Consider the following 21,032-nt stretch of genomic DNA (forward strand, 5'->3'; position numbering starts at 1 on the left):
AAAAGGCGCTGTTATAGCGCCTTTTTTATTTTATTTTCCGCAAGGAATAATTGATCAAATAAATACCCAATATTACTAATCCTACTCCTATTATAATAGCAATTGTTAAAGGTTCACTAAAAATAAGACTTCCGAGAATCACCGCTATTATTGGATTTACATACGCGTATATACTACTCAATTCAGTGGGTAATTTCTGCAGAGCATAAATGAATGCAATAAAAGTGGTTATGGATCCAAAAATCACCAAATAGGCAATAGACCACCATGCTTGAGAAGGCACTTCAGTTAATGGAACCGAAGTTCCAGTCGCTCCGCTAAATGCAAAAAGCATAATGCATGATATTAACATCTGTAATCCTAAACTAAAATAGGGATTAAAACTAGCCGCTTTCTTTTTAGTATACATACTACCAGCTGCCCAAGTCATAGTCGCGATCAATGATAATAATATACCTAACTGAAAATCCGGGCGTAACAAATCGTTTAAATAATCGGAAAAAACCACACACACTCCTCCAAAACTCACCAATAGTCCAACTACGGCAAGTTTCGACAATCGTTGCCCTTGAAAAAAACTGATAATGACAATCCACAATGGAAATATAGCTCCTATCACTGCGCCCAATCCGCTAGAGATGTATTTGACCCCTAATGTACTTAAACCATTACTCAATACAAAGTTGAGAATACTCAAGATAAAGATAGTTTTCCATTGTTTTTTCTTCGGCCATGGTTCTTTCCTGCAAACAAAATAGAGAACATAAAACAGTCCTCCAATAAATTGACGAATGGCTACCAATTGCAATGCAGGCATATACCTTACCCCTTCTTTGCTTGCCAACCAAGTAGTGCCCCAAAAAAAGCAAACCCAAAACAAAGCCAACATTGGCAAACCTATAGATGCTGATTTTTGAAGAATACTATTTTTAGTTTTGGATAACATCAGTACAATTCTAACTTAAATGAATACTTTAATTTATTGATTACTTTCTCTGATCCGATTACCTTTCCAGTAGAACTATTGTCTTTTAAAAATTGAGGAGGAACGAGCCCCATTCTATTGGCCATTTGAGTGTAATAGATTGCTCTTGAAGGGTGAAAAGGTGCCACAGCGTTAAATGTTTCTCCCCAACTTTGCTGTTCTATAATTGAACAAATAATTCCAATGCAGTCTTCCTGATGAATAAAATTAATTGGCGATGCCGGATTTTCTAGGTTTACTTTTCCTGCCAATTGCTTTATAGGATTTCTGTCTATTCCTATTAATCCTCCAAAACGAAGAATAGTAGTGCTAAACACTGAATTATTTTGCAGCATTTTTTCAACTTCCCATAATTGCTTTCCGCTTTCAGTATCAGGGTTTGGACTAGTGGCTTCTGTAACCAAAGCATTAGATTCACCATAAACCGAGGTAGAACTAACAAATACCACATTTTTAACTGTAGATGCTTCTATAAATGGGACTAAATATTGTATTTTTTTGACAAAATTTTCGGCATTCGCACCTCGTAATTTAGGCGGTATATCAATAATCAAAATCGACGAGCCATTCAATAAACCTGTAAGATCACCTTCAATTCCATTTTCAGAAATAGTTACTAAAAAAGGAACAATGTTTCGTTCCATTAGTTGTTCTATTTTTTCTGGAGAAGTTGTAGAACCTTTTATGGTAAAATTCTTCGAATGTAACGTTTCGCCTAATGGCAACCCTAGCCATCCACAACCTAGAATACTAATTTGTGCCATTAGGAGTTGTGATTAAATTAGTGGTAGTAATGATTTTTGGAGTTGGCATAATCTTTTGCTCAATAACAATCGCGTCATTCAAAACAAAAGGCATTGGCATCATCCAATCTCTTCTTTTCGCGATACTGAACATTGGATTGTCCAACAAATCAAACGAACTTTCTTTTAATTCCAAATTCAGTTTTTGATTCCTCGGTATTGTAAATTCCATAATCAACGGAATCTGATCAACCACATAATAGGTAATCAATTTATTTTTCTCTGAACCCGATATTTTACTTTTCAAATCCAAAGATTGCACTCCGTTAGCCTTCAAATTACTGACTGTGGTTCCGTTTGAGAAGATATCATAACGATTTACTTTTCGGTTTGGCGTAATACTAATTTTAAGATATCTTTTAGATCCAATAATCGAATCCTTCACAAAATCGATACTTGGTTTTGCAATATTTTTAATTGGTGCTTTAGCCATAAATGTAAATCCTGCTTGGTATTTGCTATACATTTTATTTTTATTCAAAACCGCAGCTGTGTCGGGTTTTTCACCCAAGTACCCTTTAGTCCATTCATCCAAGTTCTTATCATAGGTTGTCCAATAGGCTTTGTTTTGATCTGCGTTATAAAAGTAGACCAAACTGTTCGGTTTTGCTTTTCCTTTTTCATAGCCTGACGACTGGTGGGCTTTCACCAAAAAGGCAACGGCCAACAATAAAAACAATCCTGACCATGCTTTTTTACGGGGAAACGAACCAAAAACAGGTAACATCAATCCAAACACCAGAACGGTCAATACGGCACTTCCTACTAAAATTTTCAATCCTAATCCAATCGGGAACATATGTATAAAAGGAACGATTAAAATTAAAGTCGGAATTGCTAAGACTAGATTCAGTATCCCTTTAGATCTTTGAGTAATTACATGATAACCCAACAACAATACACTAGCCACAACTGGAATGATAAAAAAAGCGGCTCCTTTCAATTTGTAAGCAATAACAGTATTAATTAACAACCAAAATACTAATGGCGCTATAAGTTGGTTGTATTCTAAAGGCTTTTGTTCATTAGAGTGATAAAACAAAAAGCAGATGGCAAGCGTCAAACTTACAATAGCAAAAACGTAATCATGTCCGTTGTAAGTAAAACCTTGTTGGATATCCAAATACTCCGGATGCCATTTCAACAATAACTTCCAACCGAAGAAAGTTAGTGCCCCTGAGACAATTAAAGCACCCAAGAAAGGTAAAAATCCACCCAACATTTTTGCCGGAAGTAAAACCTGTTTCCCCATTCCAGCGAAAACAAAGAATATAAATAATACTGATGTAATAATCAACATTGGAAAAATCCAATCAAAAGGATAAGTAACAAAAGCATAAGGTAGGCTAAAATATACTTTGTCTTCCGCAGAATTCAAATCGGATAAATCGGCATCGGCAAAATAGCGTAGTAACGACATCAGATTCGCACCCTGATGCATTAAAGAATTTGGATTCAAATTTTCATAAGAATCTTGCGCAGTATGGTAGTTAAAATGATTATCAATAAAGGCAAAATTAAACCCTTGAATTTTGCCCTGTTCTCTAAAAACTGTTAAATCAGTATCGTTCGGTAGCATTTTATAAATGCTATACATTAGAGAGTTGGAAACCGTAAATTTTGAATTTCCTTGTTGAAAAGCTTCCACCATTTTGGCGTTTCCTTGATTGGTTTCCATTAGCATATAAGCCGGACCCGCTGATCCGCGTGCTTCAAAGTTAATGGCAAGACCAATTTCTTTGGCCCATTGATGCTGAGTTACAAAAAGAGCCGCACCGTTTAGTCCCAATTCTTCCGCATCGGTAAATAAAATAATAATATCATTTTTGGGCTGTTCTTTATTGGCTTGATAGGCACGGATACTTTCCAAAATCGTAGCTACTCCACTTGCGTCATCACTGGCACCTAATGATTTCGAATGAGGTGCGCTATCGTAATGTGACAATAACAGTAATGCTTTAGAGTTGGAAGAACCTTTAATTCGGGCTAAAATATTTTTTGATTTGACCAAAGTACCTCCATCTGAAAGAGTAAAACCTTCTTGAATTTGGGGCTGTAATCCCAGCGATTGCAATTCCTTCTTCAAATATTGAGCGACGACTTCATGATTGGGAGAACCTACATAATGAGGTTGTTGTGTCATTGCTTTAACCTTTTCCAATGCTCTTTTTGTCGAAAACTCTGTAATGGTAACTTTATCCAAAGGATCATACTGTGGAGTCATCGAAAAGAAAACAAAAAACAAAACGGCAACTAAAAAAAATATTGAAGTAAATACGGTAGTAGGAGATTTTTGCATAATTAACTGTCTTTTTTTACTAACACATAACTCTCATTTTCAATAGCCATATAGCCCTGATCATAGAGAAAATAATACGTGTTACCTGTTTTAGTGGTATAGATAGAGGTGAAAAATTCGAAATCAAAACCCTTACTCTGCATTTTACTCTTAGTTGCTTTCGCTTTACCCTCAGGGTTTAACTCGGTTAAGATTCGGTAGTTTTTACGCAGCTTATTATTAATGTTTCGCATTAAATTATTGCTGTCTTTATTCATTTTATTGTTATAAGCATTACGACAACCATCACTACAAAACTTTTTGTCTTCGCGTCCTAATACTTTTTCTCCACATTCCAAACAATTTCTCATAGCTCGAATTCTCCTTTATTATTCAATGCTTGTCTGATATGCGCCAAATGATGGTTACAATGCCATTGGTAAATCCCTAATCCCTCCTTAACAGAAAATAATCGTTGATGTTGCGGATGAAAATACGTTTTGTTCCATTCTTTTTCGGTAAGATTTTCTAAAAGCTGTGACCAGCGTATGTGAACACCTTCAATAATTTTTAAAGAAGCGGAAATATCGTCATTCAAACCATCGGAAAGTTGGGCCCATAATCCTTCCTCATAGGGTCGTATTACGGGTGAATCTTCAGTCAATGCCAATTTAATTCTGATTAATGCATTCATGTGACTGTCAGCCAAATGATGTACCACTTGTTTGATACACCAACCTTCTGGTCGGTATTTCCAATTTAATTCTACACATGACAATTGACCAACTACTTGTTTGAGTTGCATCGGAAATGAAGCGATTGTCTCAATCCAACTGACAACTAATTCTTGATTACAATCTTCAGGAAAAGAAAATTGACCTATTGGAAATTTTAAATTGTCAAGATTCATTTTTTTGCTTTTTTGAATTCAAATTTCAGTTCTTTCTTAGCGTCTTCTTCAAAGACATACACATTCATTCCATTTGAGGATTTTTCATAGGTTATGCCTTCAAAATATACTCGATTTTTTTCAATTTTTACTAATTTGAATTCTTCTTGCATAGATTGAGAAATCGGTTGCAATACAGAATCGAAATGTCTTATTTTTAAAAGAATAGTAGTGTCTTTTTGTTCGATATGTCCTAATTCATAAAAGAAAACGGCACCGTTTCTTACCATTTTGAAGCAGAACATCATAGTGTTGCCACTAGGTACCCCCCAATTTTCTTCACAATAACCAATGGGAGAATCGACCACCCAATTACCGCTCATCCATTTAACATCTTGCAAAGTGGCTGACGGACTCGATTTTCCTTCCTCTAAACGAATGGTATTTTGTGCTTTTATAGTTTGTAGTGTACTAAAAAGAAGCGCGAGTAAGTATACTTTTTTCATCATCAATGATTTTAGTTTGTCCTAAAAAAGTTGTATTTCTCCTCACCCGGCTAACAAATTCTGCATTGAGAAATAATTGTTCCTTCAAATATAGTTAAAATCCCGATTACAAACGACAACAAATGGTTACAAACGATAATAAATATTTTACAACCGAATAGAGCAATTCGGCGGACAGATATTTGCCAAGTCGAAATCGATAAACGACATCGTATAAACATTAACTAAAATTATTACAAGCCATGAGTACACTAAGAAACAAAGTACAATTAATCGGACATGTGGGTCAGGAACCAGAAATCAAAAACCTTGACGGAGGAAAAAAAGTAGCCAAAATTACATTAGCCACCAACGAATCGTATTACAACGACAAAAAAGAAAAAGTTACTGACACCCAATGGCATACCATCACCGCTTGGGGTAAAACTGCTGACATAATAGAAAATTTCGTCTCCAAAGGCAAAGAAATAGCAGTAGAAGGAAAAATAACGTATCGCACCTGGGAAGACAAAACCGGTGAAAAAAGGTATTCAACAGAAATAATAGCCAACGAACTGCTGCTTTTAGGAAAATAAAAAACGGAGGGTTAAAACCCTCTGTTTTAATTTAACAACATTTTTGTTAAAAAAAATACACATTTCACTACTTTTGTGGAAAATAACAATCAAAAAAATGAAAAAAACCACCCAAATCTTATTAATTTTATTTTATGTAGCTGGATTCGCACAAGATGACGATTTTCATAAAATGGTTGAAACTGAAATGAAATCAGCCTCCAAAAAAATAGATCTCAGAGTGAATCCCAACACCTTAAATTACGACATAACGTACTCAAAACTAGAATTTACAGTTAATCCTGCTGTCTTTGCTATTTCTGGAAAAGTGACTACTACTTTCTCTGCTTTGTCTGATATGTCAACCGTAACTTTTGACTTGACCAATCAACTTACAGTATCATCAGTGAAAAAAGGAGCTGTTGATTTAACATTTATACAAAATGCAGATAACGAGGTTGTAATCACCTTACCAACAACAGTAACAACAGGGAATTCCGAAACTGTAGAAATCAATTACAGTGGAACACCTGCTACAGGCAATGGCGCTTTTTACACAGGAACACATGGTAGTAATATACCTATCCTAAGCACTCTATCCGAACCTTATGGCGCTAGAGATTGGTGGCCATGCAAACAAGATTTAAATGATAAAATTGATTCCATTGACATCTACATTACGGCACCTTCACAATATTTAAGTTCCTCTAATGGTGTTGAAATGTCAAGAACTATAAATGGGGCGAATGCTACAACACGATTCAGACACAATTATCCAATACCAGCCTATTTGGTTGCCATTGCAGTTACCAATTATACTAAAAAAAATACAGGGACAGCTGGACTAACAACAACTTTCCCAATTATTGACTATATCTATCCTGAAATTGATAATGCAACTACAGCGTCAAGTTTAGCGATAACAGCACCAATCATTAATTTTTTTGAAAGCAAAATTGGAGCTTATCCGTACAATTCAGAAAAATATGGTCATACACAATGGGCACCGACTTTCGGAGGGATGGAACACGCAACAAACTCTTACATGGGAAATTTCGGTAGAAGCCTAATTGCACACGAATTGGCTCATCAATGGTTTGGAGACAAAATTACCTGCGGAACATGGAAAGACATTTGGTTAAATGAAGGAATTACGGAATATATGTCGGGTTGTGTGGTTGAAAATTTAGACGGCCAAGCCGCATTTGTAACTTGGAAAACTAATAAAATCAATAGCATTACTGGTCAACCAACAGGCAACTTATATCTTTATGATTCACAACTGACAGATGTGGGTCGAATATTCAGTAGTCGTATAACATACAACAAAGGCTCCATGGTAACCAATATGTTGCGATATGTTATGGGTGACGACAACTTCTTTTTGGCTTTACGTAATTACTTAAATGATTCGGCATTGGCTTATAAATATGCTGTAACTCCACAATTTCAATCCCATTTGGAAGCGGTACATGGTAGTAGTCTTCAAGAGTTTTTTAATGACTGGGTTTACAATGAAGGTTACCCAACTTACAGCATCAATGCTTATAATTCGGGCGTAAATCAGGCTACAGTAGTCATTAATCAAACACAATCCATCACTAATTCTTCACAAGTTGGTTATGTATCTTACTTCGAAATGCCAGTAACAGTTCGTTTAAATTTAAGCAATAGTACAACGCTGGATGTTCGATTAACCAACACTTTTGGAGGACAAAGTTTTAATGTAGCTCTTCCAGCAGGTACTACAATTACAGGTGTACTATTCGATCCTAATAAAGACATTATTTCAAGAAACAGCACTGCCACTTTGTCTAGTGATGACTTTACCTTTAGTAATCAAGTCAATCTGTATCCTAATCCTTCGAATGACTATATAACAATAGATATACCAGCTCAAGTTGAGTTACTTAAAGTCAACTTTTATACTGTTTTAGGGCAGAAAGCCTATGAAAACAACACAAATAGAATTGATATTTCAAACCTGAGTGATGGAATTTACAATATCATTATTGAAACATCAGAAGGCAAAGCTCTTAAAAAATTTATAAAAAATTAATTCGGCATACATATTGACATAAAAAGTAAGGCGAAAACCTTACTTTTGTCGTTTTAATACCAAACCAATTTAAAAATGATTCAATTAGCGCAAATACTTTTTATCCTTTCCGTTTTAGTTATTCTACACGAATTTGGACATTATATCACAGCGAAAATGTTTAAAATGAGAGTGGAAAAATTCTATCTCTTTATGGATCCTTGGTTTTCTTTGGTAAAAAAGAAAATTGGAGATACAGAATGGGGAATTGGTTGGCTTCCAATGGGAGGTTACGTAAAAATCTCAGGGATGATGGATGAAAGTATGGATAGTGAACAACTAAAATCAGAACCTCAACCATGGGAATTCCGATCAAAACCAGCTTGGCAACGTCTTATTGTTATGCTTGGGGGTATTATTGTTAATATTCTATTGGCATTGCTAATTTATTCTGCGATGTTTTCAACTGTTGGCAAAAAGGTGATTGACACAAATAAAGTACAAGAAAATGGTTTGTCGTTTGGAGAAGTTGGCCATAAGGTAGGTTTCAAAAATGGTGACAAAATTGTAACAATTGATGGAAAAAAATACGACGACTTCAAATTCGTTACTATGGCCGTTTTGTTTGGTGACAAAGTTGTACTTGACAGGAAAGGTCAAAAAGTAGAACTTACTTTAACCGATGAAGAGAAAGGTGAAATCATTAAAAAAGAAGGTAGAGGATTTGTAGCTGGAAGAAATTCCATCCATGATTTTTTTGTTGACTCTATCGGTCTTAAAAATTCAGGTATTGAGCGTTTTGACCGAATCATTGGTGCTGACAATAAAAAATTCACCTATACTGATGAATTAGCAGATGTGCTAAGAAACAGAGAAAATGATACAGTAGAATTAATTATAACTAGAAACGGCAAAGAAGTTCTTGCCAATGTTAAAATAGACAGTACTGGCAAAACCGGAATCAATAAAGAAAATCTTCTATTGAATTTTAATTTCGACATGAAAAATGCTGTCATAGCAGGAATGGCGAAAGATTCGGGAGCACAAAAAGCAGGTATTCAATTTGATGATAAAATTACCAAAGTAAACAATCATGCAATAGACGATTACGTAGCTTTCAAAACAGAAATTGCTAAATACAAGCCGAATCAAATCATTACAATCGAAGTACTTAGAAACAATAATGTACTACCATTAAAGGTAACTTTAGACAAAAATACAAAAGTAGGCATTGCACTTTCTGACAAACGTTTAGAAGAAAAATATATTCAGAGACATAAAATGTCTATAGGACAAGCGATTCCAGAAGCAATTTCACAAACGTGGGATATGTTTGTTTACAATATCAATTCATTCAAACTTCTATTGCGCCCTAAAACAGGTGCGATCATGCAACTTAAAAGCCCAATAGGTATTGCAAGACAATTGCCTGACACTTGGGATTGGGAATTTGTATGGGGTTTTACCGCAATATTTTCTGTTGGTTTGGCTTTCATGAACTTATTACCTATTCCAGGTTTGGATGGCGGACATGCTTTATTTACCATTGTTGAAATGATAACTGGAAAAAAATTAAATGATAAAGCGGCAGGTTATGTTCAAACTGTCGGAATGATTATCTTGCTGACTTTGATGGCTTTTACCTTCGGAAAAGACATTTACCAATGGGTCATGGAAGTGATCCCTAAAAAATAATCGTAAAAAAAGTGCAATTTTTATTTGAGATTTTAAAAAATCAATTATATTTGCACTCGCTAAAAAGATATTAATCTTCCTCCTTAGCTCAGTTGGTTAGAGCATCTGACTGTTAATCAGAGGGTCCTTGGTTCGAGCCCAAGAGGGGGAGCAACTTTTTAGCAAACATATTTACCTTTTAGGTGATTCCTCCTTAGCTCAGTTGGTTAGAGCATCTGACTGTTAATCAGAGGGTCCTTGGTTCGAGCCCAAGAGGGGGAGCTTCAAAAAAAGCCTTTACAGCAATGTAGAGGCTTTTTTTATTTTATATATCAAAAGGGTATCTTATCCCCAATCTGTCAAAGTGAACTCAAGAAAGAGAAGGAAAGGGAGAACAAACCCAAAATCGTTATTCTTTCATTTGAAAAAATTTCTAAAACATTATTAAAAAACTACCTCGAATAACTATTGGAAATAATTTCTTTCAAGATTACCACGTTTATCCATACAAACTCATAGAAGATTCTATGTCTATTTCAAGAATTCACTAGCATTAATTCAAATCTTTATTGAGTTCCAATTGATTTTTAATTGCATTAAAATGTCTTTCTTCTTTATCAAACTCTGCTTTTATTCCCGACAAAAGATTTTCACTGGACAATACATTGGATTGTTCCTCTAAAGCTAAAAGAGACGCATGCATTACCGCCGAAACAATTTGCGCTCCGGTTAATTCATAATAAGCCGCCAATTGCTCTATAAGAAGACTTTCTACCGATACAGACTTAGGTATTGCTTTCATCCATAACTTCAAACGCTCTTCTATCGTAGGTTTGGAAAATTTGATAATTGAATTGAATCGTCTTAGAAAAGCATCATCAATATTGTTTTTGAAATTTGAGGTTAAAATGACTAATCCACTGAATTGCTCTACTCTTTGCAAAAGATAACTTACCTCTTGATTCGCATACCTGTCATTGGATGATTTTGTACTTGTTCTTTTACCAAACAAGGCATCCGCTTCATCAAAAAGCAGAATCCAGTCCTTATGTTCGGCCAAATTGAATATTTTTTCAAGATTTTGCTCAGTTTCTCCAATGTATTTGGAAACTACCTGAGATAAATCGATGCGATATACCGGACGATTAAATTCTTTACCTAAAAGAGTCGCTGTTAACGTTTTTCCTGTTCCGGAAGGGCCGTAAAACAATGTTCTGAAGCCTGGCAAAATCTTTTTCTTCATTTCCCACTCATTCAACAATGTTTTATGATGTTTAATCCAGAGTTTAATTTGATTGATTTGTTCGTGCACTGCTTCGCTTACAATTAAATCATCCCATTCCATTAAAGTACTAGTTTCCTTGGCAGGAAAATTAATTCCGAACTTCGGTTTTAATTTTTCTCCATAACAAAGCAAATGAACAATTTCTTTCGGCAACATCATCTTTCCACTCATTGCAGGGCTGCCTTCTTTCACTTCTTCCAAAAACAAAATACTTTCTTTGTAAAACCAGTGATCAGGAGCAAAAACTTGTTGAACATTCAACCGATAATTCAAATCCGTTTTAGCTAATAAATACAAAGCAGTTTCTCCGGTAGGAATCATTCCTCGGTGACTTCCTTCCCTAACGCCTCCAAGTTCTGGAAGATCACCACCTTCCGGATAAATTTCTTTTACTATTTCATCAAAAAAAACAGGATGAATATGCGGAATTAAGGCAATCCAAAGAATAAAAGCCTCTTCATGAGTCGTTTCTCTTCCCAAAACTTCAGAAAAAGCGCCTTGAAAATTAATAACTGGTATTTCACCTGTTGTTAGGCATGAAAGAATATAATTTTTTAAATGATTGAAATGCATCTTAAATTTATTTAACTATTTATACTACTTATTTTGAATGTCCCCAAAGTGGATCTATCAAAATTCCTGTCAAACCTTCCGCTTTCATTTGTTCTACAAAATCAATATGCACAATGGCATTTCCTTCAAAATTCAATAACGAGAAAAGCTTCCGACCTTTGATTTGCGCATCGATGAGCTCCATTTTGACTAAATCCCGAATTACTTTATTTCCTTTTGGTCCTAATTCATCGAAAAGTTCATAGGTTGAGAGTTCCCAATCGAAAGCATCTACCAATTGTAAAATAGTTAGTAGATAGTACGGTTTTATTTTTTTATTGGTAAACTCAATGGGAATGAATTCGAAGTATTCAGCGTCATTAGAAGTTTTCAGAAACTGTTTGGCTTTTTCAGAAACAATAAGTTTTCCACTATAAGAATATAAAAAATCAGCTGCTTTTCCAGTAGCATTTTTGACAGTAGCTTGTGGGAATTTCATTCCTTTCAGTGAAGAACCATTGAATAAAAAAGGTTCAAACACTGGATCAAACTTAATTTCTGAAATATATAAGCCTCCGGCTTCTAAAAAAGGATAAAAACGTTTATAAACACTCATACTATTTTTTTTTAAAAAACAACATTATTGATATGTATTCCACCTGCACTGGATATGGCTGTTCTAGCTCTTGCAATTACTGCATCAACCCTTGCCAATGCTTGCGCTTCGGTAATAATACCACTAGTTAACGCACTTCGTATAGTAGTCAATTCACTTGACATTCTCAAAGTATAAGCTGGATGCGAACCCAAATGTAGAGCCGCATTTCCGAATTGACTAGCTAAACTTGGATTTGCTAATAAAGCCGCATTTCTTGTAGCCAAATCAGGCGCTATCATGATACCATTGCGGGCTCCATTTTCAATGTCAAACCCAATTCTTCTGAAGAAATCATCAAAAGTCCCTCTCAATTCTCTAGGCACAATATGATGCGCTTGAAAGTTAAGTGGTTGAGCTCCGGGAATTCCTCGTCGAAGAGCTGCAGTGGTTTCACCGTTTTGTATGATTCTTAATCTATCAGCTGCAGACAAACGACTTCCAAGTGGACCTCTCAATTCTCTAAATTCTTCTAACCTTGCAGTACGTGACAAATCGTCCAATTCTCTTACAAATCGGCTAGGTGTATTCTCTACACCAACAATTATACCCCGAGAAGTCGAATTACCTATCAACACCTCATCTCCTAATCGAACAGTATCATCCAACAAACCACCTCCACCGGCTGGTCTCAATCTTCCTTGCTCAATAAATTGCAATTCCCCTGTTGCCAAGAGTACCCAAGGATTAATGTACCCTTCTAGTCGGAACCATCCTCTGCTAAAGCGTATTCTGAATCTTCTAAAACGGACTCTTCCCAACAAACGTTCTCCCAATTCTTCCAAGGAACGAACTCCTCTTCCAATTCTTCCTCTTACACCCTGCATCACCAAACGTCCTCTACTGACTGCAGCTCTGGATGTTTGCAAAATAAAATGCCCTGCCTCGGTTACACCTCTTACAAAACGGGCTCCAACTCTTCCTGTATTAGCAATCATTCTACCTGCTCCACTAACAAGTGTACTGGCAGCACGACCTACCGCTCTTCCTGCTCTACTTATTCCTGAGGTGATTGATTTCCAGAAGGCCGAACTTCCCAACAAAGCAAAAATAGCTTCCACGGCGGCTACCGCAAATGCGCGAGCTAAAGACCTACTGGCGCCTGGTATATCACCTCCAATTGACTTGTATACATATTCTCCCAAATAATAAGATGCTCTAATAACAGCAACACCAATCATTATAGGCATTAAAGCTCCAAAAATGGCCGGCAAAGCAGCGGTTACCGCACCACCAGAAAGTACTTCGGCTAAAACTATGACAATAATTATTCCTATAATTGTTGGAATCAACCAACTTCTATTACAGCGCCACCAATGACCTAAACCGTTGTACATTTGGTTCAACGAATATCGAGCACGCTGACCTCTTGTCAATGGACCGAACTTAGCGGCTTCCGGAAACGGAACTGAAGCGCCTTCTCCACCTGCTGGAGCAGCTTCTGGAGTAGCACATGGTTGTCTTGCTATTTCCGCACTACTTTGGTCCATCATTTGCTGTAAACGCATTTCGGTTTCCTCTTCCCGTGTCATTGGAGGTCCAGCTTCTGTTTCATTTCCGGGAGAAGATTCTGAACCTGCTTCAGTGCCCTCACCCGATTCTCCTCCAGTTACACCGCCAGCCGGTATCATTTCAGACAAGATACCATGAACTGTTCTCGACGAATCTGCCGAATTACCAAACTCAACTGTTCCATCACCACCTCCTGTTCGACTTAAAATACTCTGTTGCAATTCTGGGGAAACATCCAAACTTCCCACACTATCTACACCAATATGTTGATCTGTATACTCTGTTCTATTAAATAAAGAAGCATCCTCAGTACTTAAATTTTCAGCGATTCCAGAAGATTGGAATTGGCTCATTAAACTCGGCTCTTCTTCACTGGTTCTCTCAAAAGGTAATGGTGTAGTTAAATTCACACCTAACAACTCTTCCTCCATTTGACCTTCAAACTCGGCAGGCGCACCAGCCGCTGCTGCAATTTGATTGCTAATCAAACTTAAGTCCATTTCAGAAACCATTACTGCTACTCGATTTGCAGCTGCTGTTTTTGCTTCATCAGTATCATTAAGTTTCTCTTGTAAAAACTGAACAATTCTCAATTTGACTTGTCCCCAGGTTTCTCCAAACATAGCAAAATTTGGCATGGCTCTCAAAACACCAATCATTACCCGCAAAACAAAATTGATGATAGGCGGTTTGAAACAATCTGGCAATAATCGCCAGTACCATGCCATTAAAACTATTGGAATCAGGAAAGGATAATTGGCTAAAATGATCAATTTGGCCACCAATACAGCAAAAGGACGAATCAATCCCCATATTTCCTGAGCGAGTTCAGCTATAAACTGTCCGATACTGATACATTGATCTGCTACCCATCCAGCTGCTTCCTGTATTGCATTAGCAACAGTTTGCACTATTCCTCTCAAAAACACAAATATACTCGAAGACATTACGGCATTGACCAATGACATAAAAGCAGATTGCAGTTGTTGAAATAGACCACTTAACCACCGCATAGCGGCATTGACCATGTTTCTCAACTGTTCAATTCCTCTTTGAATCGGATCTAAAATATTTTGTTGAAGGAAATTTCTAAAGCGGACAAACACCTCATTATTCCAGTTAGCTCTTACCCATTGAACCGCCCTGTATATTCCATAAACCGCTGCTCCAATAGCCACAAACGGACCCAAAGGAGAAAGCATAAGAATTACACCTCCAATAATCATTAAAGGGGTTTTGATTGGCTCGATGGCCTCTTTTATCCAATCCCAAGCCTGAGTTGCTTTTTCAACTAGCCAATCCCAAACCGAATTAGCACCTTCCCAAGCAATATTAAACATTCTTTTGATCCAATTCCATGCTGCTGCTATGGCATTTCGAATAGGTTCGATCAAATCCCAAACCCATTGTGCCTTTTCAACAATCCAATTCCATGCATCGCTAGCAAAATGACGGATGGCATCCATAGCTGGGCGACCATATTCACTCCAAATGGAACTAAAAAAGCCGCTTACTCTATTAAAAGTAGCTCTCAAACGAGCCAATGCTCCACTACCCAAACGGCTAATAAAATTAAACACCTTATCTGCTAATTGTGCAAAACTTCTACATGCATCGGCAATAGCCCCTTGAAGAGTTTGCATAACACCATCAACAAATTCATGAAGAATTCCAGAAAGACCTTCTTCTTGTAAACGACTAAACAAGCCTCCTGTCATAGCATCAAGACCTCTGGCAATCATATCACGGATTGGTTCCCAAATACTAGAACGAAGAAAATCCAATAGTCCTGGCGCAATGGAATTGATAATATCCTCTGCTCTATCCTCAACCCATTCTATCACTCTTCCTCCAAAACGAATAACCGCACCACCTGTGTAATCCCAAGCTGTTGATGCTGCTCCGGCAATCCCACTCCCTATTCTTCCTAAAATTCCTCTTTGAATTTTTTGAGTTGGAGTTGCTGTTGTCGGTAATGGTAATCTTTTTACATTGCTACCTCCTTGTTGTACAGTATGTGTTAATTCATGTGCTAATAAATGTTTTCCACCCGATGTGTTGGGATTGTAATAGCCTTGATTAAAATAAATATCGTTTCCAACGGTAAAAGCTTTTGCATTCAATTCTTGGCTCATTTGAGAAGCACGGGAATCAGTATGAATTCTAACTGAAGAAAAATCGATTCCGAAACGGGATTCCATGAAGCTTTTTGTACTTCCATCCATTGCACTTCCACCACCTTTTGAGTTATGGATTTGACTTTCTATATGGTTCGGTGCTGACAGAGATTTCCCATTTGTCAAAGCCGATTTTTGAATGAAGTGTGAAATTTCACCACCAATTGGTTTCATTCGTAGTTTTTCTTCTTCTTCGCATTTGGCACATTTTCGTTGTACCAATGGTCCTCCATTTTTAAAACTATGTGTATGCTCCCCTTGCATTTGCATGACCTTATCTGCCATTGCATCTGCTTCAGATTCATACGCATCATCTGCTGCTCCAATATCCATTTTTTTTTGAACAATTGGAGCGGGCGCAAAAAAAGGTGCCGGAGTCGATTTGACTGCCGGTGCCGTTGTAGTGGTGGTTGTATTTTCGCTATTCTTTTGCGTTTGATGCATATTCAAAGACAATTTTTAACAATTGGGAAATTGAGCTAAGTAATCTTGTAGCGTATTCCCAGCATGTCCAGGTTGATCAGTAAAATAAAAAGCGGCTCTAGTTTGTCGAGGATCAATGATATCGATAAAAGAGGAGTCAACATTTCTCACACTGCTTATACGTCTTCTGATTAAGTGTCTATGGCAATTCCTAAAAACTCTTCTTACAGTTGCACTTGGCGAATCATTAACAAGTCTAATACTAGGATCATTAAAAAACTCACGTAATACTTGCGTTTCAGAGTCGATTCCGTTAGAATGGGCAGTTGGAAATTCACTATCAAACTGAGCTTGAGTCCACGTACCTATTCGTTGTGTATAGCGATTTACTGACATTCTTTCTCTTATGATGTGCAGAAACAACATTTGAAATCCTAAATTGGTCCCTCCCATCAAATCATCTACATCAACATATCCTGTAGTAAAGCTGTCTCCATCAATAGGTGTATTAAAACCAGAAGCGCGATCACCCATTAATCCATGATGATTGGACAATCGTAGACGAATGGATCTTGCGTTATCAATAAATCCGGTTAATTGTGTGTCGAAATTATTCAAAGTCCCTCCGGGTCTAAGCGCATATTGTAGATCATTACTGGCATCCAATGAATACGTTGCTCCTGTTGATACATCATTTAACCGCTGAATGATATCATTACGTTGTCCAAAACCAGACGCTTCACCCCTTCCGACATCTCTAAATTCAACTTTTCGCTGTATGTTTTGATTTCCTTGCTGTATCGTATGTGTTAATTCATGGGCCAACAAATGCTTCCCAGAATGTGTGTCAGGGTTATATTTTCCTTGATTAAAATAAATATCATTGCCAACGGTAAAAGCTTGTGCATTCAATTCCCTACTCATTTGGATAGCTTGACTTCCAGTATGTATACGAACATTTGAAAAATCGTTACCAAAGCGGTTTTCCATAAAATTTTGGGTTGCGTCATCCATACTTTCTCCACCGCCTTTACTACTCTTAATTCCGTCCTCAATATGGTTTGGTGCAACGGATGTTTCTCCAGCGTTTAAACTTGCTCTCTGGATGGTTTCGGCCAATGGTTTTTTCTGAATTTTGTCCTCTTCTTCACAAGCAGCACATTTTTTTTGTATCAACCCCTCGGAGTGAAAAACATTGGTTTTTGCAGGATTCGACATACTCATCACACGATCGGCCATGTGATCTGCTTCTGTTTCGTAACTGTCATTAGAAGAACCAACACTCAGTTTTTTTTGAATCAGAGAAGACTTCGCAAAAAAAGGAACTCCAGTTTTGACTGCTCCATTTTTTGCCTTTTCATCGTTATTTTTTTGCAATTGTTCCATATCTTTTATGTTAATGCTCTAAGACCTGTACAATATCTAGAACTCACTTCATTTCCTGAACTGTTATCGAGTGAACTATTTCCCGCTTGACCATGATTGATGCCCGCAATATGGGACAACTCGTGTGCTATATGATTTGTGGTGTTATTTGGAGTGGTACTTTGAAATAATCCAATGATAAAATAACTGCTTCCTGTGTAGCCGGGATCAAATCTTGTATCTACGGTAACTCCGCCTCCAGACAAAGGAACATCATCTACGACAAGCATTGGTATACCTCTGGCTCCGCTAAATGTTGTTCCAGTTCCTAAAGCCGTTTCCTCGGCCGTAAATCTCCATCTATCTGTAGCTGTTGCCGGGGTATAGGCATCCATACTTGCAGCACCACTTACCCGGTTCCAATTAAAATCAAATTTTAAATTAATACAGCAATTTCTTAAAATGGTTTTTGCTTCATTAATTTGTCTTCGCAATTCTGAAATTGCTCTTGAAGTAGCTGCTCTTCTGAAGAAAACACTAATCCATAAATCTTTTACACCTCCTGCACAAGTATCACATTGCCCATCGTGGCAAGACCTTTGTATTTTACGATGCAACGTTTTTGATTGCTGTACTGTATGTGTCAACTCATGGGCTAATAAATGTTTTCCAGATTCTGTTGCGGGGTTGTATTTTCCTTGATTAAAATAAATGTCATTGCCCACAGTAAATGCCTGTGCGTTCAAATCACGGCTCATTTGTATGGCTTCACCTCCTGTATGTATTCGTACTTGAGAAAAATCTATACCAAAGCGGCTTTCCATAAAATCTTTAGTACTATGATCCATAGAATTCCCACCTCCTTTACTACTATTAATTCCAGTTTCTACTTGAGAAGGAGCCGTCGAAGTTTGTGAATCACTATTACCTACTTTTTGAATCGTTTCAGCCAATGGTTTTTTTTGAATTTTTTCCTCTTGCTCACATGCAGAACACTTTCGTTGAATTAGTGCACCTGAATGTGAAAAATCTGTCAGTGATGGTTTGGGCATGCTCATCACACGATCGGCCATGTGACCTGCTTCTACTTCATAACTATCGTTAGAAGAACCAACACTCAATTTCTTTTGTATGACCGGTTTAAAAAAAGAAGTGTTTTTAGCACCATCATTTCGTTCTCTAAACATTGAAACATTCTCCATATTGTTCTTTATTGGTTCCAATTACAAATCAAATACGATTCCATCCATGGCGTTTTAATCATTCCGATACCCCATGGCAATTGTTCTAAAAGAATATCATATCCTTTTTCTTCAATCCACATTTCAAAGCCATTGGCTTGAATTTCCAGTTTTCCTTCTCTTTGCAGAAATGTTTCCTGTAATGCCTCTTTCGAGGAATTTCTCATAATTTTCCAATGTTCCAAAACCGCATCCAACAAACTTTGACATTTCTCTTTTTCATTTTCTTCCAAAATGACTTGAGTAGTAATGACTTCTTCAATAGACCACCCACAAATAATTTTGTTCAATATCATTTGACTTTCTTCCATTTCCTGGTTATTGAAAACCAAATAATGTGATACTAAAATCGCCTTTTGTCTTGCAAGTTCACTTGTCCATTCTTGGTTCATAGTAAATCCTAGTTGCTCAAAAAGCATGGGCAAAAAAGGATGAAGAATTACCAATCCGGCATTATTAATATAAAAAACAGATTCTTCTTCAACCAATTTGGATCGTTGCGTAAACTCCGCTTCAACATTATGTTGTTCATTTGACTGATTTCCATTTTGGTATTGTTGCGAAATTGAATTTCCTGCCTCCATTTGCTGCTGCCAAGCAATAAAGAATTCAAGTTCTGACCTTCTACTTTCTGCAAAAGTTTTAAAATTATTTTCATGAACTATCACTGTGAAAAATTCTTGCATTTCAATTTGTGAAACACCCCAATACTTCTCAATTGTTTGATTAAGAAACGCGAATGATTGCGCTGAGTGCATTCCTTTATCGATTAAATTTTTGGACCACTGAACTAGTTCTAGCCATTGACCTATTTTTTTTTCATCGGAGAAAATCCTATCTTTTATCAACCTCAGAACTTTTGAATCAAAAGAAGAGTAAGAGGACAGGTTCATGAAAATATTCATTAAAAATTGCCCATTATCGGAATTCGGCAAAAGGTTCAGCACTTTATTTTTATACTCTTCTGGAACCGAAAAAACCCAACGTGTTAAAGCGTTAAAATCGTTTCTAAAAAGTGCTAAAAGTCGATTTACGAAATCCTGATCAATAGTAACAACCTCAATAATTTTGAGTAAGCTATTGCCTATCACATTTCTCGGAAAATAGCCTTTTTGGAGAAATTCCAATACTAATGTTGCCGCCTTCTTTTCTGAAGCGATTACACTAACATCGTTTCCCAACAGTGCAGCTATGCGGAGTTCTGTTTTAGGGCTATTACGAAGTAAAAACTCTTCGATTTGCGCTAACGATTTATTTATTAACTCTTCTTTCCAATATTTTTTTGAAATATCAGGCAATTCGATTTCCAACTTATCGATAGTCCAATACAAGTCAGAAACATCATACTTCATGAATAATTGTTCTAACTTCGGGTAAAATGATTTCTCCAGCAGCGAACTCAATTGCAATTGCAGTTCTGCCCCAAACGCTTGAGAAGAACAATGAATATCAAATGTGTTTTGCCGGAGTAAATACATAATTATTTAATATTTCCAGCTTTAAAACTTGCCTCAAAACCTTTGGTGAATGCTGCAGCTTCATTTTTAACATCAGTAAGATTTGTAAATTTGAAAGGTTTGTAATTAACTGCTACTGCTGTCATAATTGACTCTCCACCTCCCAAAGTAGTCATTATCCACAAGTACAATTTTCCTTGGTATTTTATCAATACTATATTCATGTTTTTAGGTGTACCTCTCTGAGATTCGGGCACGATATAAGCCAAATATCCTTGATAGTTGTTAAGTTTTCCTCCTGTATAATCCATGACAGGAATAAAAGGCGATAACAAATCAAAATCAGCTTGAGAAATTTCAAGAATAAGACCTGGACTTCCTGCGCCTGTTGTTGCTGTTTCTGCTTTAGGAGAAAAAATAAAATACAAATTACAACATTGCTTTTTTATTCCTCTAAAGGAGTAATGATAAAAACTTTCCTGAGTTTCCACCATATCGGCAGTTGCCACTTCAAATGCTTCAGTATCGTTATAATTCAAAATATCAGTAAGTACACTTCTTACTTCCGCTGCCGTATTATTACCATTATCGGTAATACCATTGATTTTGTCAATTATTTGCTGATAAGTTGCCATAGT

At 36.7% G+C, this 21,032-nt stretch carries 16 protein-coding genes and 2 tRNA genes; 5 read left to right on the forward strand and 13 right to left on the reverse strand.

Going from position 1 to position 21,032, the window contains the following annotated elements; all coding sequences use genetic code 11:
• Window positions 1–25: 25 nt before the first annotated feature.
• From ACS8MM_RS12620 to ACS8MM_RS12645, 6 genes are read right to left on the reverse strand one after another with little or no spacing between them, the layout of a single operon-like run.
• On the reverse strand, window positions 26–946 hold the full coding sequence (locus ACS8MM_RS12620; RefSeq protein WP_379717468.1) for a DMT family transporter: 921 nt from the start codon (window positions 944–946) through the stop codon (window positions 26–28).
• On the reverse strand, window positions 946–1,749 hold the full coding sequence (locus tag ACS8MM_RS12625; RefSeq protein ID WP_379717470.1) for an SDR family oxidoreductase: 804 nt from the start codon (window positions 1,747–1,749) through the stop codon (window positions 946–948). The genes ACS8MM_RS12620 and ACS8MM_RS12625 overlap by 1 nt, the downstream gene beginning before the upstream one ends.
• Entirely contained in the window at window positions 1,736–4,087 is a 2,352-nt protein-coding gene (locus tag ACS8MM_RS12630; RefSeq protein ID WP_379717472.1) for a M20/M25/M40 family metallo-hydrolase, read from the reverse strand. Before ACS8MM_RS12630 ends, ACS8MM_RS12625 begins: the two co-directional genes overlap by 14 nt.
• A 2-nt stretch (window positions 4,088–4,089) precedes the next feature.
• Window positions 4,090–4,437 (reverse strand): hypothetical protein, encoded by a 348-nt coding sequence (locus ACS8MM_RS12635; RefSeq protein ID WP_379717474.1) that lies wholly within the window; start codon window positions 4,435–4,437, stop codon window positions 4,090–4,092.
• Window positions 4,434–4,976, reverse strand: a complete 543-nt coding sequence (locus ACS8MM_RS12640; protein WP_379717476.1) for a YfiT family bacillithiol transferase — start codon at window positions 4,974–4,976, stop codon at window positions 4,434–4,436. Before ACS8MM_RS12640 ends, ACS8MM_RS12635 begins: the two co-directional genes overlap by 4 nt.
• Window positions 4,973–5,461: a DUF6265 family protein gene (locus ACS8MM_RS12645; protein ID WP_379717478.1), complete on the reverse strand. Its 489-nt coding sequence runs from the start codon at window positions 5,459–5,461 to the stop codon at window positions 4,973–4,975. The genes ACS8MM_RS12640 and ACS8MM_RS12645 overlap by 4 nt, the downstream gene beginning before the upstream one ends.
• Before the next feature lie 242 nt (window positions 5,462–5,703).
• Between ACS8MM_RS12645 and ACS8MM_RS12650 the strand changes: the two genes are divergently transcribed.
• From ACS8MM_RS12650 to ACS8MM_RS12670, 5 genes are all read left to right on the forward strand, one after another.
• A complete protein-coding gene (locus ACS8MM_RS12650) occupies window positions 5,704–6,036 on the forward strand; it encodes a single-stranded DNA-binding protein (RefSeq protein ID WP_379717480.1) in 333 nt (110 codons plus the stop codon).
• A gap of 97 nt (window positions 6,037–6,133) precedes the next feature.
• Window positions 6,134–8,074 carry a M1 family aminopeptidase gene (locus ACS8MM_RS12655; RefSeq protein ID WP_379717482.1) on the forward strand — a complete coding sequence of 647 codons (1,941 nt, stop codon included), beginning with the start codon at window positions 6,134–6,136 and terminating at the stop codon, window positions 8,072–8,074.
• A gap of 75 nt (window positions 8,075–8,149) precedes the next feature.
• Window positions 8,150–9,748 (forward strand): site-2 protease family protein, encoded by a 1,599-nt coding sequence (locus tag ACS8MM_RS12660; RefSeq protein ID WP_379717484.1) that lies wholly within the window; start codon window positions 8,150–8,152, stop codon window positions 9,746–9,748.
• Between the two features lie 77 nt (window positions 9,749–9,825).
• A tRNA-Asn gene (locus ACS8MM_RS12665) sits at window positions 9,826–9,899 on the forward strand.
• 36 nt (window positions 9,900–9,935) lie between these two features.
• Window positions 9,936–10,009 (forward strand) — tRNA-Asn (locus ACS8MM_RS12670).
• Window positions 10,010–10,280: 271 nt separating this feature from the next.
• On the opposite strand, the gene ACS8MM_RS12675 is transcribed toward ACS8MM_RS12670, so the two are convergent.
• From ACS8MM_RS12675 to ACS8MM_RS12705, 7 genes are read right to left on the reverse strand one after another with little or no spacing between them, the layout of a single operon-like run.
• Entirely contained in the window at window positions 10,281–11,585 is a 1,305-nt protein-coding gene (locus ACS8MM_RS12675) for an ATP-binding protein (protein WP_379717486.1), read from the reverse strand.
• 28 nt (window positions 11,586–11,613) lie between these two features.
• Window positions 11,614–12,180 (reverse strand): imm11 family protein, encoded by a 567-nt coding sequence (locus ACS8MM_RS12680; RefSeq protein ID WP_379717488.1) that lies wholly within the window; start codon window positions 12,178–12,180, stop codon window positions 11,614–11,616.
• Between the two features lie 11 nt (window positions 12,181–12,191).
• Entirely contained in the window at window positions 12,192–16,352 is a 4,161-nt protein-coding gene (locus ACS8MM_RS12685) for an eCIS core domain-containing protein (protein ID WP_379717490.1), read from the reverse strand.
• A 15-nt stretch (window positions 16,353–16,367) separates the two neighbouring features.
• Window positions 16,368–17,717, reverse strand: a complete 1,350-nt coding sequence (locus ACS8MM_RS12690; RefSeq protein ID WP_379717492.1) for an eCIS core domain-containing protein — start codon at window positions 17,715–17,717, stop codon at window positions 16,368–16,370.
• A gap of 5 nt (window positions 17,718–17,722) precedes the next feature.
• A complete protein-coding gene (locus tag ACS8MM_RS12695) occupies window positions 17,723–18,898 on the reverse strand; it encodes an eCIS core domain-containing protein (protein ID WP_379717494.1) in 1,176 nt (391 codons plus the stop codon).
• Window positions 18,899–18,906: 8 nt separating this feature from the next.
• Window positions 18,907–20,415 carry a contractile injection system tape measure protein gene (locus ACS8MM_RS12700; RefSeq protein ID WP_379717496.1) on the reverse strand — a complete coding sequence of 503 codons (1,509 nt, stop codon included), beginning with the start codon at window positions 20,413–20,415 and terminating at the stop codon, window positions 18,907–18,909.
• 2 nt (window positions 20,416–20,417) lie between these two features.
• Window positions 20,418–21,029: a hypothetical protein gene (locus ACS8MM_RS12705; protein WP_379717498.1), complete on the reverse strand. Its 612-nt coding sequence runs from the start codon at window positions 21,027–21,029 to the stop codon at window positions 20,418–20,420.
• Window positions 21,030–21,032: the final 3 nt, after the last annotated feature.

The organism is Flavobacterium sp. MAHUQ-57, assembly GCF_051908335.1.
Classification (GTDB): Bacteria; Bacteroidota; Bacteroidia; order Flavobacteriales; family Flavobacteriaceae; genus Flavobacterium.

What these genes read in the sequence shown, in the direction of transcription:
- ACS8MM_RS12640 (WP_379717476.1), bottom strand. Translation starts at nt 4,976, where the DNA reads ATGAATCTTGACAATTTAAAATTTCCAATAGGTCAATTTTCTTTTCCT.
- ACS8MM_RS12630 (WP_379717472.1), bottom strand. Translation starts at nt 4,087, where the DNA reads ATGCAAAAATCTCCTACTACCGTATTTACTTCAATATTTTTTTTAGTT.
- ACS8MM_RS12690 (WP_379717492.1), bottom strand. Translation starts at nt 17,717, where the DNA reads ATGGAACAATTGCAAAAAAATAACGATGAAAAGGCAAAAAATGGAGCA.
- ACS8MM_RS12635 (WP_379717474.1), bottom strand. Translation starts at nt 4,437, where the DNA reads ATGAGAAATTGTTTGGAATGTGGAGAAAAAGTATTAGGACGCGAAGAC.
- ACS8MM_RS12680 (WP_379717488.1), bottom strand. Translation starts at nt 12,180, where the DNA reads ATGAGTGTTTATAAACGTTTTTATCCTTTTTTAGAAGCCGGAGGCTTA.
- ACS8MM_RS12695 (WP_379717494.1), bottom strand. Translation starts at nt 18,898, where the DNA reads ATGGAGAATGTTTCAATGTTTAGAGAACGAAATGATGGTGCTAAAAAC.
- ACS8MM_RS12655 (WP_379717482.1), top strand. Translation starts at nt 6,134, where the DNA reads ATGAAAAAAACCACCCAAATCTTATTAATTTTATTTTATGTAGCTGGA.
- ACS8MM_RS12620 (WP_379717468.1), bottom strand. Translation starts at nt 946, where the DNA reads ATGTTATCCAAAACTAAAAATAGTATTCTTCAAAAATCAGCATCTATA.
- ACS8MM_RS12685 (WP_379717490.1), bottom strand. Translation starts at nt 16,352, where the DNA reads ATGCATCAAACGCAAAAGAATAGCGAAAATACAACCACCACTACAACG.
- ACS8MM_RS12705 (WP_379717498.1), bottom strand. Translation starts at nt 21,029, where the DNA reads ATGGCAACTTATCAGCAAATAATTGACAAAATCAATGGTATTACCGAT.
- ACS8MM_RS12675 (WP_379717486.1), bottom strand. Translation starts at nt 11,585, where the DNA reads ATGCATTTCAATCATTTAAAAAATTATATTCTTTCATGCCTAACAACA.
- ACS8MM_RS12700 (WP_379717496.1), bottom strand. Translation starts at nt 20,415, where the DNA reads ATGTATTTACTCCGGCAAAACACATTTGATATTCATTGTTCTTCTCAA.
- ACS8MM_RS12625 (WP_379717470.1), bottom strand. Translation starts at nt 1,749, where the DNA reads ATGGCACAAATTAGTATTCTAGGTTGTGGATGGCTAGGGTTGCCATTA.
- ACS8MM_RS12645 (WP_379717478.1), bottom strand. Translation starts at nt 5,461, where the DNA reads ATGAAAAAAGTATACTTACTCGCGCTTCTTTTTAGTACACTACAAACT.
- ACS8MM_RS12650 (WP_379717480.1), top strand. Translation starts at nt 5,704, where the DNA reads ATGAGTACACTAAGAAACAAAGTACAATTAATCGGACATGTGGGTCAG.
- ACS8MM_RS12660 (WP_379717484.1), top strand. Translation starts at nt 8,150, where the DNA reads ATGATTCAATTAGCGCAAATACTTTTTATCCTTTCCGTTTTAGTTATT.